Source organism: Pedobacter sp. FW305-3-2-15-E-R2A2 (assembly GCF_038446955.1).
Classification (GTDB): Bacteria; Bacteroidota; Bacteroidia; order Sphingobacteriales; family Sphingobacteriaceae; genus Pedobacter.
Window position 1 is genome coordinate 239,609 of the sequence record NZ_CP151803.1, and the last position, 12,145, is coordinate 251,753.

At 42.8% G+C, this 12,145-nt stretch carries 10 protein-coding genes; 8 read left to right on the forward strand and 2 right to left on the reverse strand.

Features of this window, described 5'->3' with window-relative positions; genetic code table 11:
- Positions 1–19: 19 nt before the first annotated feature.
- From AAFF35_RS00875 to AAFF35_RS00900, 6 genes are all read left to right on the forward strand, one after another.
- Positions 20–478: a MarR family transcriptional regulator gene (locus tag AAFF35_RS00875; protein ID WP_073238100.1), complete on the forward strand. Its 459-nt coding sequence runs from the start codon at positions 20–22 to the stop codon at positions 476–478.
- Positions 459–2,864 (forward strand): 3-hydroxyacyl-CoA dehydrogenase/enoyl-CoA hydratase family protein, encoded by a 2,406-nt coding sequence (locus AAFF35_RS00880; protein WP_342330453.1) that lies wholly within the window; start codon positions 459–461, stop codon positions 2,862–2,864. Before AAFF35_RS00875 ends, AAFF35_RS00880 begins: the two co-directional genes overlap by 20 nt.
- Positions 2,865–2,888: 24 nt before the next feature.
- The gene (locus AAFF35_RS00885) at positions 2,889–4,067 is read left to right on the forward strand and encodes an acetyl-CoA C-acyltransferase (RefSeq protein WP_342330454.1); all 1,179 of its coding nucleotides are present in this window, start codon (positions 2,889–2,891) and stop codon (positions 4,065–4,067) included.
- A 9-nt stretch (positions 4,068–4,076) separates the two neighbouring features.
- Complete coding sequence (locus AAFF35_RS00890) at positions 4,077–5,867, forward strand: acyl-CoA dehydrogenase family protein (RefSeq protein WP_342330455.1); 1,791 nt, start codon at positions 4,077–4,079, stop codon at positions 5,865–5,867.
- A 135-nt stretch (positions 5,868–6,002) separates the two neighbouring features.
- Entirely contained in the window at positions 6,003–6,497 is a 495-nt protein-coding gene (locus AAFF35_RS00895) for an FKBP-type peptidyl-prolyl cis-trans isomerase (RefSeq protein ID WP_342330456.1), read from the forward strand.
- Positions 6,494–7,408, forward strand: a complete 915-nt coding sequence (locus AAFF35_RS00900) for an FKBP-type peptidyl-prolyl cis-trans isomerase (RefSeq protein WP_342330457.1) — start codon at positions 6,494–6,496, stop codon at positions 7,406–7,408. Before AAFF35_RS00895 ends, AAFF35_RS00900 begins: the two co-directional genes overlap by 4 nt.
- A 17-nt stretch (positions 7,409–7,425) precedes the next feature.
- Here AAFF35_RS00900 and AAFF35_RS00905 read toward each other — a convergent pair whose 3' ends face one another.
- Both AAFF35_RS00905 and AAFF35_RS00910 read right to left on the reverse strand, forming a co-directional pair.
- Positions 7,426–8,730 carry a deoxyribodipyrimidine photo-lyase gene (locus tag AAFF35_RS00905; RefSeq protein WP_342330458.1) on the reverse strand — a complete coding sequence of 435 codons (1,305 nt, stop codon included), beginning with the start codon at positions 8,728–8,730 and terminating at the stop codon, positions 7,426–7,428.
- 43 nt (positions 8,731–8,773) lie between these two features.
- Entirely contained in the window at positions 8,774–9,682 is a 909-nt protein-coding gene (locus AAFF35_RS00910) for a TIGR01777 family oxidoreductase (RefSeq protein ID WP_342330459.1), read from the reverse strand.
- 154 nt (positions 9,683–9,836) lie between these two features.
- On the opposite strand from AAFF35_RS00910, the gene AAFF35_RS00915 reads away from it, so the two are divergent.
- Together AAFF35_RS00915 and AAFF35_RS00920 are read left to right on the forward strand one after the other, a co-directional pair.
- On the forward strand, positions 9,837–11,123 hold the full coding sequence (locus AAFF35_RS00915) for a DASH family cryptochrome (protein WP_342330460.1): 1,287 nt from the start codon (positions 9,837–9,839) through the stop codon (positions 11,121–11,123).
- Between the two features lie 110 nt (positions 11,124–11,233).
- The gene (locus AAFF35_RS00920; RefSeq protein WP_342330461.1) at positions 11,234–12,112 is read left to right on the forward strand and encodes a MerR family transcriptional regulator; all 879 of its coding nucleotides are present in this window, start codon (positions 11,234–11,236) and stop codon (positions 12,110–12,112) included.
- The last annotated feature ends 33 nt before the right edge of the window (positions 12,113–12,145 follow it).

Below are 12,145 nucleotides of genomic sequence, written 5' to 3' on the forward strand. Positions count from 1 at the left end.
TATGCAAGCATAGTAATTCATGAAACAACAAGAGACAGTAGATTATTTTTTGAAAGTGGTTTGGCAGAATGTTTCCAACACTTATAATCAGATCGCATCCGGATTTGGAATCACACAGGCCATTGGCTATGTGCTGATCAATATTGAGAAGGAAGGTACGGCGGTTTCGAAGCTGGCCGGTTTGCTCGGAGTGAAGGCCACAAGTTTATCAAGAATGCTAAACAATATGGAAGAAATGGGGTTAATATACCGGGAGACTTCCATCGGAGATAAACGCTCAGTTAAAGTATATCTGACTGACCTGGGCCGTGAAAAAAGACAGCTTGCAAAAGGCGTGGTGATCTCTTTTAACGAGTATCTGAACGTACACCTCAGCGCACAGGAAAAGAACAACCTGATCTCAACGCTGCAGAAATTGAACAAACTTACATTGGCATATAAAATTCCTACAGAAAATTATGAACAAGAAGATAAATAGAGTAGCAGTATTGGGCTCAGGTATTATGGGTTCACGTATTGCTTGTCACTTTGCGAACATTGGAGTTGAGGTACTTTTGCTTGATATCGCTCCGAAAGAGCTGAGCGCCGAGGAACAAGCGAAAGGACTGGCCCTGGATCATCCGGCAGTTAAAAACAGAATTGTAAATGCCGCTTTACAAAATACGGTAAAGACCAATCCTTCCCCTGTTTATACCAAGAGTGTGCTGAATAAGATCACTACCGGTAACTTTACTGATGATATGGCTAAGATTGCTACCTACGACTGGATCATTGAGGTTGTCGTAGAAAATCTGGGCATCAAAAAACAGGTGTTCGATCAGGTAGAGCAATACCGTAAACCAGGAACATTGGTTACCTCTAATACTTCCGGAATCCCGATCCATATGATGGCCGAAGGAAGATCAGCAGATTTCAAAGCGAATTTCTGTGGAACACACTTCTTCAATCCTCCCCGTTATTTGCGCTTGCTGGAAATTATCCCTACTCCGGAGACCGATCCGAAGCTGGTGGATTTCTTAATGCATTACGGTGATAAATTTCTAGGTAAAACTACGGTACTTTGTAAAGATACTCCTGCATTCATTGCGAACCGTGTGGGGGTTTATTCTATCATGTCTTTATTGCATCTGGTAGAAAAGATGGACCTGACAGTAGAGGAAGTAGACAAATTTACTGGCCCTGCCCTTGGAAGACCAAAATCTGCAACCTTCCGTACCACTGATGTGGTTGGTCTGGATACCATGATTAAAGTTTCTAAAGGACTATATGACAATTGTCCGCAGGACAAAGCCCATGACCTCTTTAAGCTGCCTGCTTATGTAGAGAAAATGGAAGCCAATAAATGGCTTGGCGATAAAACGCAACAGGGTTTTTATAAAAAAACAAAAACTGCAGATGGGAAGACCGAGATTCTGGCATTAGACCTGAAAACACTGGAATACCGTCCTCAGCAAAAAGTGAAATCCTCCACATTGGATTTGACCAAGCCAATTGAGAATGTAAAAGACAGAATGAAAGTTTTTGCTTCCGGAAAAGATAAAGCGGGAGAGTTGTTCCGTGCATCTTTCTTTGGTTTGTTTGAATATGTGTCTGACCGCATTCCTGAAATCTCTGATGAGTTGTACAGGATTGACGATGCCATGCGTGCAGGCTTTGCATGGGATTTAGGTCCTTTCGAAGTTTGGGATGCAGTAGGTATCGCTGATTCCCTGGAAGGCATGAAGAAATATGGCCATGAGGCTGCAGCATGGGTTCATGAAATGCTGGCTGCGGGACATACTACTTTTTACAAAGTGGAAGATGGTGTAAAAAAATATTATGATATCCCTTCTAAAAGTTATAAAGCAGTACCGGGCACAGAAGCCTTTGTAGTATTGGACAACCTGAGGGGAAATAAAACCATCTGGAAAAATTCAGGTGCCTCTATTATTGATCTTGGAGATGGAATCCTGAATGTAGAGTTCCATTCGAAAATGAATACGATCGGTGGAGATACCCTGCAGGCGATCAATAAAGCGATTGACCTGGCTGAAAAAGAATACAGAGGGGTCGTGATTGGAAACGATGGTGCCAACTTCTCTGCAGGAGCAAATGTTGGGATGATCTTTATGATGGCGGTAGAGCAGGAATGGGAGGAGTTAAACCTGGCAATCAGGATGTTTCAGAACACCTCTATGCGCATCAGGTATTCGTCTATTCCGGTAGTCGTTGCGCCACATAACTTAACCCTTGGCGGTGGTTGTGAGTTTAGTTTACATGCGGATCATGTTCAGCTGAATGCGGAAACCTATATGGGATTGGTGGAGTTTGGTGTGGGAGTGATTCCTGGTGGTGGCGGTACGAAAGAATTCGCCCTGCGTGCCTCTGATGAATATAAAGACGACCAGATTGTGCAGAATGCATTGAAAGACAGGTTCCTGACGATTGGTATGGCTAAGGTTTCCACTTCAGCAGTAGAAGCATTTGAATTGGGATACCTGCAAAAAGACAAGTATTCGATCTCGATGAACAGGAGCAGGCTGATTGCGGATGCGAAAGCGAAAGCAATTGAACTGGCGGATGCAGGATATACCAAACCGGTACAACGCAAGGACATTAAAGTATTGGGTAAACAGGGTCTGGGGATTGTATATGCAGGCGCAAATACGATGTATTCCGGTCATTATATCTCTGAGCATGATAAGAAAATCTCGGAAAAACTGGGATGGGTAATGTGTGGTGGAGATTTGTCTTCCCCAACAGAAGTGACAGAGCAATACCTGCTTGACCTGGAGAGAGAAGCCTTTTTATCGCTTTGCGGTGAACGTAAAACGCTGGAACGGATTCAAAGTATTGTGACCAAAGGAAAACCTCTAAGAAATTAATTTAGGCTAATAAAAGATACGGACATGCAAGAAGCATATATTATAGCAGGATATCGTACAGCAGTGGGCAAGGCCCCTCGTGGTGTATTTCGTTTTACAAGGGCCGATGATTTGGCTGCCGAAGTGATTAAACAGCTGGTGGCCTCGGTGCCTAATCTGGACAAAACACAAATTGATGATGTAATTGTAGGGAATGCGACCCCGGAAGCGGAACAAGGCCTGAATATTGGGCGTATGATTTCTTTGATGGGATTGGATACGGATAAAGTTCCGGGTGTAACGGTCAACAGGTACTGCGCTTCAGGATTGGAAACCATTGCGACTGCAGTGGCCAAGATCAGAAGCGGTATGGCAGATTGTATCATTGCCGGTGGAGTGGAAGTGATGTCGGGAATGCCTTTCGGCGGATGGAAAGTAGTTCCAAATGCAGAGGTGGCGATGAAGAATCCGGATTGGTATTGGGGAATGGGTTTAACTGCTGAAGCAGTAGCCAATGAATATAAAGTGAGCAGGGAAGATCAGGATGCTTTCGCTTATCAGTCGAACATGAAAGCGGTGGAAGCGATTAAAAACGGTCACCTGAAAGATGGTATTGCACCCATCACGGTAGTAGAAAATTACCTGGATGCCAATATGAAAAAGAAAACCCGCAGTTATGTGGTGGATATAGATGAAGGACCGAGAGCGGATACTTCATTGGATAAACTGGCTAAACTAAAACCTGTTTTTGCTGCCGATGGTAGTGTAACTGCAGGAAACTCTTCACAAACTTCAGACGGTGCTGCATTTGTACTGGTGGTATCTGAAAGTAAAATGAAAGAATTAGGCGTAGATCCGATCGCCCGTCTGGTGAGTTATGGCATTGCGGGTGTGCCGCCTAGAATTATGGGAATTGGACCAATTGAGGCCATTCCTAAAGCTTTGAAAATGGCAGGCATGAAGCTGGAAGAACTGGACCTCATCGAATTGAACGAAGCCTTTGCTTCTCAGTCGCTGGCGGTAATCAGGACTTTGGGTATCGATGCGACTAAAGTGAATGTCAATGGAGGTGCAATTGCTCTTGGACACCCGCTGGGCTGTACAGGTGCGAAATTATCAGTGCAATTATTTAACGAATTAAAAAGAAGAGATCAGAAATATGGAATGGTAACCATGTGCGTGGGTAGCGGACAGGGTGCGGCCGGAATTTTTGAAATGCTTTAGAAAAATATTATGGAAACTACAGACAAAAAAACAATTAAAGGTGGAGAGTTTTTGATAACAGAAACCAATTACCAGGATGTATTTATTCCTGAAGAATTTGATGAAGAACAACAAATGATTGCACAGACCTGTCGCGACTTCTTAGTGGCGGAGGTATACCCGAACCTGGACCGTATTGATACGCAGGAAGAAGGACTGATGCCTTCATTAATGGATAAAGCCGGAGCTCTGGGGATCCTTGGAGTTTCTATTCCGGAAGAATTTGGTGGTTTTGGAAAGAATTTCAATACTTCGATGCTGGTTGCTGATGTGATTGGTGCAGGACACTCTTTTGCTGTAGCACTTTCTGCACATACCGGAATCGGAACATTGCCGATTTTGTATTATGGAAATGAAGCACAAAAAGCAAAATATATCCCTAAACTGGGAACAGGAGAGTGGAAGGCTGCTTACTGTTTAACGGAGCCAAATTCAGGTTCTGATGCCAACTCCGGAAAAACCAAAGCGAAACTGTCGGAAGATGGAAAACATTACCTGATCACCGGCCAGAAGATGTGGATCACGAATGGTGGTTTTGCAGACATCTTTATTGTGTTTGCTAAAATTGACGATGATGCCAATTTAACGGCTTTCATTGTGGAGCGTGAATTTGGTGGAATCAGCATGAATCCTGAAGAACATAAAATGGGAATCAAGGGTTCTTCTACGAGACAGGTCTTCTTTAACGACTGCCCTGTTCCGGTAGAAAACATGCTTTCGGACCGTCAGAATGGATTTAAAATTGCAGTAAACATCCTGAACATTGGAAGGATCAAATTGGCTGCTGCAGCGATTGGCGCTTCTAAAGCAGTGATCGATACGGCAATTAATTATTCTAATGAGCGGATTCAGTTCGACCGCCCGATTTCAAAATATGGTGCCATCAGGTACAAACTGGCAGAAATGGCGGCTAAAGTATATGCAGTAGAGTCTGCAAATTACCGCGCCGGTCAGAACATCGACGATGCTTATGACACCTTGGTTGCCGGAGGAATGGATGCAAGTAAAGCGAAACTGAAATCTACAGAGCAGTTTGCCGTAGAATGCGCCATCCTGAAAGTATGGGGTTCTGAAGTGCTGGATTATGTGGTAGATGAAGGGGTACAGATTTATGGTGGAATGGGCTTCTCTGCGGAGGCACCTATGGACCGCGCTTACCGTGATGCAAGGATCAACAGGATCTTTGAAGGAACGAATGAGATCAACAGGTTGTTAACCGTAGATATGATGTTGAAGCGTGCGATGAAAGGCGAATTAGACCTGATGACGCCTGCTACAGCAGTAGCGGCAGAACTGATGTCGATCCCTGATTTCGGCGAAGAAGACGATACCTTGTTTGCCGCAGAAAAGAAAATCATTAAAAACCTGAAGAAAGCAACTTTGATGGTGGCAGGTGCCGCAGTGCAGAAGCTGATGATGAGCCTTTCTAAAGAACAGGAAATTCTGATGAACATTGCAGACATGGCGAGTTATGTGTACGTAGCAGAATCGACCTTGCTGAGAACAGAGAAATTAGTGAACCTTCGTGGGGAAGCGGCCTGTGAAGGTCAGCTGGACATGATGCGTATTTATTTTGTTGAAGCCGTTGATGGACTTCAGAAAGCAGGTAAAGAAGCATTGTGGGCTTTTGCAGAAGGTGATGAGCAAAGAATGATGATGGTAGGCTTACGCAGGTTTACCAAAATGGACGCTTTCAATGTCAAAGAGACACGCCAGAAAGTGGCGCAACAATTGATAGCTGCAAATAAATATTGTTATTAAGATAACGATTCATAATTAAACTGGACGCCCTTAATTTATTAAGGGCGTTTTTTATGAGGCTTTTTCCGGGGCCTGCAATTGTTAAAATTGGTTAAAAATTGTTCCATCAGTTAGAAAAGACTATTTTTGTGTATTATGTTAAAAAACAAGATCTTTCTGGGCTTATTCCTTCTCTGCGGGTTATTTGCAGCGTGTGAAAAAAAGAAGGATTATGATCCTGATACCCAGTTGGAGATTGATAAAGCAATTATAGCAAAATTCGTTGCGGATAGTGCTATTGCAGAAATCACAGTTCATCCCAAAGGGCTCAGTTATCGGATTTTAGCACCAGGTACAGGAGCCGCACCTAAATTAACCGATAGTATTCTGGTGGCTTATACCGCAAAAATATTAGGTGCGAAGTTTCCATTTGAGACGATCACTGTGGAGCAACCCGTTTTTTTAAGCCTCGGTGCTTTAATGGAAGGATGGACAATCGGACTGCCACTGATTGCCAAAGGAGGACAAATCAGGATGATCATTCCCTCCCCATTAGCCTATAAAGACTTTCAGGGGTCATCAATCCCACCCAATTCAATATTAGATTATACCGTTACCCTTGTGGATATCAATAATAAAAAAACCAAATGATTAAAAAGTTATCACTTTATACCTTTGCCTTGTTAGGGGCAGTTGTTCTTTTGAGTTCCTGTAAAAAGGAATATGAATCTGTTCAGACGCAGGATGATGCTAAAATAGCCGATTATCTGGCTAAAAATAATATTGTTGCTTTGCCAGATCCGGCAAAATCCGGATATTTTTATGTGCTCACACAGCCGGCCGATGGCGGAACACCTGCGCCGGAATATAAGGATGCAGATTCTGTACGTTATAATCTTGTTGGAAAATCAATGGTCAATGGTACAGTGTATGGCAGTTCGCCGCTGACCCGTAATCTGGGGATGCCTGTTGGTTATACTGGTATGGCTGTTCAGGGTGGTGGATTCATGGGGCTTCCGGTTCCCGCGATTTCAGATGTGATCAAGAAATTAAGACCCGGAGGTAGTGCCAGGATTTTCCTGCCTTCCTACCTTGCTTTTGGCAAAAACGGATTTCCTGGAGCAAAAATCCCTTCAAATGAAGTGATTGAATTGAACATCAGCACGTATTCGGAAAAGCAGGCGGCGTTAGATCAGCAACATATTTTGTCCTTTTTAACTGCCAATTCCCTGACTGCCCTAAAAGATGAATCTGGCGTTCATTACATCGTAACGACTTCGGGAACAGGAACTGATCCGATTAACGTCAATACAGACGTAGAGATAAAATATACTTTAAAGATGCTGGATGGAACAACGGCTGATTCCGGTCAGTTTACTGCAGCACCGAAAACTCTGGTGGTGGGAATGAAACAGATGTTGTTAAAATTTACAAAAGGAGCAAAATTCAGGTTATTTATTCCTTCGGTATTAGGATATGGAAATGTGACCAATCAATCAGGAAGCATTCCTGCCAATTCCGTTTTAGATTTTGACGTAGAGATTGTCAACGTTACCAACTAAACCGAGATAGGAAGATATTATTCATTTAATGCTTCTTTAAAGACTTTTAATACCCTTTCTCTTGCAAAAGCATGTTCAACTATAGGTTGTACATGCTTTTGTTGTTTATAAGCAGGGAGCCAACGGTCGATATATTTAAATTCAGGATCGAATTTTTTCGTCTGAAGCTCAGGGTTGAAGATCCGGAAGTAGGGTGCTGCGTCATTTCCGGAACCACAGGCCCACTGCCAGCCACCTACATTACTTGCCATTTCATAATCCAGTAATTTCTCTGCAAAATAGGCTTCGCCCCATCTCCAGTCGATCAAAAGATGTTTGGTCAGAAAACTGGCGACAACCATTCTGACACGGTTATGCATGTATCCGGTCGCATTCAATTGCCTCATTCCGGCATCTACAATCGGGTAGCCCGTATTGCCCTGGCACCAGGCTTCAAATTCTCTTTCGTCGTTTCTCCATTTTATGAGGTCATAAGCAGGTTTGAATGAATGGCCAACGGTATGTGGGAAATGCCATAAGATCATCATATAGAAATCTCTCCAGGCCAATTCAGATAGCCATTTTTCTGCTTTTTGGGCTAATGCTGCTCTGGCGGCTTCACGGATGCTGAGCGTACCAAAACGGAGGTGAATGCCGATCTGCGTGGTGGCGTCTTCAGCGGGAAAATCCCTTTTATCTTCATAAAGATCCAGCTTGCTGCTGAAGTCTTTATTTGGGAAGTTCAGGTCTGAGGTTTCAAATCCCATTTCAGAAAGACCGGGGATTTCCTGAGGAGCCAATGGAAAGAAATTACCGGCATATTTTTCTATCGGATAAGCCTTGATATAGAATTCATTCAGTTTTTGCTGCCATTGCCGGAAGTAGGGGGTAAATACGGTGTATGGTTTGCCATCCGCTTTTGTGATTTCATTTTTCTCGAAAATCACCTGGTCTTTGAAGGTATGAAAGCCGATTTGTTCCGAGCGCAGGTATTCGGCAAGGGCATCATCTCTCTCCCTTGCGTAAGGCTCATAGTCATGGTTGGCATATACAGATTTGACGGTATAACTGTTCAAAATCTCGGGCCATACCTCTTCCGGGCTACCATATTTGGCTAGAATGCTGCTCCCTGATTGTTGAAGACTGGAATTTAGCGCCTCCAGGGTTTTATGAATGAAAGTTACTCTTGCGTCTTTTTTATCCGATAGCTTACTGAGGATGTTTTTGTCAAAAATGAAAAGTAACAATACCGGTAAAGGACTTCGGAGTGCTTCATATAATGCGGCGTTGTCTTCTAATCTTAAATCTCTTCGTAACCAGCAAATGTTAATTTCTGACTTCATTATTTTAAAGGGGCTTGGGTTATGCCTGGTAAATCTGTTGGCCTTAGGCCTGGTAAATATCGGTTAAAGCATCTTCAAGTTGAAGGTATTTAAATTGAAAACCGGTATCCAGGAGCTTTTGGGCGGAAGTATTGTTGCTGATCAGGGCAACGGAGCTCATTTCTCCTAAAATAAGTTTTAAAATACTTTCCGGAATATTGACCGGCCATACTGGTCGGTGTAGTTTTTTAGCGATGGCTTTGGTTAGGCTTCTGTTGCTCACCGGGAAAGGGGCGCAGATATTATATGGGCCAGTCCATTGCTCGTTTTCGACTGCAGTCACAAATGCTTCAACCACATCATCGATATGTACCCATGGCACCCATTGTTTGCCGCTGCCCAATCCGGCTCCAACAAAAAATCGGATGGGTTTGTCAAGAGCTGGAAGTGCTCCTTCATTTCTGGCAAGCACAAAACCTATCCTGCATTTTACGATCCTCAGGCCTAAAGCCGTTCCTTCGTCAACAGCGGCTTCCCATTGCCGACAGCATTCGGCAAGAAATCCTGTTCCGGCAAGACTTTTTTCCGTTAGAATTTCATCTCCGGCATCTCCATAATAACCTACTGCCGAGGCGGAAATAAAGGTCTGAATGTCTGCCTGTTGTTCTTTTATCAGTTGGTAAAGGAGTGCTGTCGATAAGACCCTGCTGTCGATCACTTTTTTCTTGCGGGCCGGGCTCCATTTTTCGCCGGCAACATTTTCTCCTGCCAGATGGATGATGGTGTCTATACCTTCCAGGCAACCGGGGTCTATTTGCTGTTGATAGACATCCCATAAAAAGACTTTAACGTTTTCTATCACAACAGGTTTTCTGGAGAGGACGGAGATTTTATGTCCTTTCTCCTGTAAGGTCCGGATCAGTTTTTTGCCAATCAGGCCTGTGGCTCCGGTCATCAGAATGTGCTTCGTCATAATTTGTATAACCGCTTAACGGCATTTTAGTTTGGAATTAAGTCTTTTTCTTGTAAATGTTTGTTGCGCTTATGTAAATATTGCTTTATGCATTCGTACTAAGCTAAAAATTCGTATATTTTTGTGAATTATATACTTTATGTCCCCCTCATTAATGAAGTCTAAAAGAATATTAGTTTGGTTTAGAAATGATCTTCGATTACACGACAATGAAATGTTGGTTGAAGCCATTGCAAAATCCGACAGTATTTTGCCGGTTTATTTTTTTGATCCTCATTATTTTCAGCCCACCATATTTGAAACGGATAAGACCGGGGCACATCGGGCGAAGTTTCTGTTGGAAAGTGTTGCGGCACTAAGACAAGCTTTTCAGGAACTGGGTGGCGATATTTTACTGATGAAGGGAAGCCCGGAAGAATTAATGGCTAAATTGGTAGAAGACTATGAGATATCCGAAGTTTACCATCACCGTGAAGTGGCGCCGGAAGAGACCTTAATCTCTACTAAAGTAGAAGACCTTTTGTGGAAGCTTAAAATCAACCTGAAACATTTCATAGGACATACTTTATATAACAAAGAAGACCTTCCTTTTCCCATTAAGGATATTCCTGATGTCTTTGCCCAGTTTAAAAAGAAAACAGAGCGTGATGCCATCGTGAAATCCTGCTTTTTATCTCCTGAGGAGATCTCTTTTGTGGAGAATGAAGATTGGGGAGCGCTACCTTCCCTTGAAGACTTAGGTTTTGATTCCGCCATTTCTATTCCTGAACAATCATTTTTAGGTGGAGAGGATGCGGGCTTGCAACACCTGAAAGCATTGCTGGAAGAGGGCGCTGATATTTACCTGAAACCAGTGAAACAGAGTGCTGATAAACCTGGTTTTTCTTCCCGGTTGTCGGGCTGGTTGTCTTTAGGTTGTTTATCGCCGAGAAAGGTTTACTGGTTGGTAAAGGAAGCGGAGGCTACTTTTGGGGGGAATCCAAATTTCAATCAGATCCTTTTGGGTTTATTGTGGCGGGATTATTTCAGGTTTATGTTTAAAAAACATGGAATTGAATTTTTTCAGGATCCTGATTTCGAAAAGGAATTATTTTCTATCGCAGATAATGAGAACCCTGCCTTACAAAAATGGAAAACGGGAAATACCGGACATGTCATGATTGACAAGTACATGCATGAATTGAATGAATCCGGTTTTATTCCTCATTCGGGGCGCTTATTGGTTGCTACTTTCCTGGTTCATGTTTTAAAAGTCCACTGGACGAATGGAGCAGTCTATTTTGAGGATAAACTCATCGATTATGCACCGGCAAGTAACTGGGGAAATTGGGCGAATGTAGCAGGCGTAGGGAAAGATGCGAAATCAAAAAATACCTTTGACCTCGATAAGCAAATCAAAATACTGGAAACCGCTGTTTCCGATACAGCGCCGATGGCTTAAAAGCATTCTTTAAACTACTTTAGTTCCCCTTTTAACATTTATTTTCTATAAAAATTAAACAAAAATTGTTTTTTAAACAAAGTTGTTTAACATTTGTTGTAAACAATAACGTGAGGAAATTTTCAATAAGTGATATAGAGGGGCTCATTGGGATTAAAGCACATACGATCAGAGCCTGGGAGATAAGGTATAATCTGGTGCCACCCAAGAGAACACCCACGAACATTCGTTTCTACGATGAAGACGATCTAAAAATGCTGCTTAATATTGTGGCCCTGAACGAGAATGGCTATAAAATAAGCCGGATTGCCAAGATGACCCAAAAGCAGATCGCCGACCTGGTTACCCAGTTAAAGTCCGACCGGAGTAATGATTCCGTACAGATGCTCAGCCTTTCCAATGCTACGATCGCCTATGATGAAGTTGAGTTTTCTGAAATATTGGGAAAATGTATTGAGGAGATGGGCCTGGTCAAAACGATGGATGTGGTTCTTTTTCCTTTTATGAAGCGGGTAGGGATGCTGTGGCAAACCGGCACGATTGATCCTTCTCATGAGCACTTTGCTTCCAACCTGATCCGCGACCGCATCATTGTGGAAATCGATAAAGTGGAAAAACCTGAAAAGGCGGAAGTAAAAAGGTTTCTGCTTTTTCTTCCCGAAGCCGAAATGCATGAAACTGGCCTGCTTTTTGCCAGATACCTATTGAAGAGGTGTGGTCATGATACCCTATATCTGGGTTCAGAAATACCTTATACAGATCTTAAAAAAGTAGTGGCGTCCTATCAACCGGATTTCGCTTTTATAGTTTTAACTTCTTTAAATCTGGGTAAAGACATCAATAAAATTATAGGTAAAGTTATGGACAGTCTGAATGTTCCTTTGTTAGTTGCAGGTAGTTTAATCTCTGAATTTGATATCCTTGTGAAGGATCAGCTGACGCCGTTAAAGAATGTCTGTGATATGACCGATTTTTTGGAAGATTTATAAAGAAAATTGCCTGACTTAATAGGTAAAATCCTA

Excerpts from the sequence above, each read along its gene's own strand:
- AAFF35_RS00890 (WP_342330455.1), top strand. The coding sequence starts at position 4,077 with ATGGAAACTACAGACAAAAAAACAATTAAAGGTGGAGAGTTTTTGATA.
- AAFF35_RS00910 (WP_342330459.1), bottom strand. The coding sequence starts at position 9,682 with ATGACGAAGCACATTCTGATGACCGGAGCCACAGGCCTGATTGGCAAA.
- AAFF35_RS00895 (WP_342330456.1), top strand. The coding sequence starts at position 6,003 with ATGTTAAAAAACAAGATCTTTCTGGGCTTATTCCTTCTCTGCGGGTTA.
- AAFF35_RS00915 (WP_342330460.1), top strand. The coding sequence starts at position 9,837 with ATGAAGTCTAAAAGAATATTAGTTTGGTTTAGAAATGATCTTCGATTA.
- AAFF35_RS00905 (WP_342330458.1), bottom strand. The coding sequence starts at position 8,730 with ATGAAGTCAGAAATTAACATTTGCTGGTTACGAAGAGATTTAAGATTA.
- AAFF35_RS00885 (WP_342330454.1), top strand. The coding sequence starts at position 2,889 with ATGCAAGAAGCATATATTATAGCAGGATATCGTACAGCAGTGGGCAAG.
- AAFF35_RS00900 (WP_342330457.1), top strand. The coding sequence starts at position 6,494 with ATGATTAAAAAGTTATCACTTTATACCTTTGCCTTGTTAGGGGCAGTT.
- AAFF35_RS00875 (WP_073238100.1), top strand. The coding sequence starts at position 20 with ATGAAACAACAAGAGACAGTAGATTATTTTTTGAAAGTGGTTTGGCAG.
- AAFF35_RS00880 (WP_342330453.1), top strand. The coding sequence starts at position 459 with ATGAACAAGAAGATAAATAGAGTAGCAGTATTGGGCTCAGGTATTATG.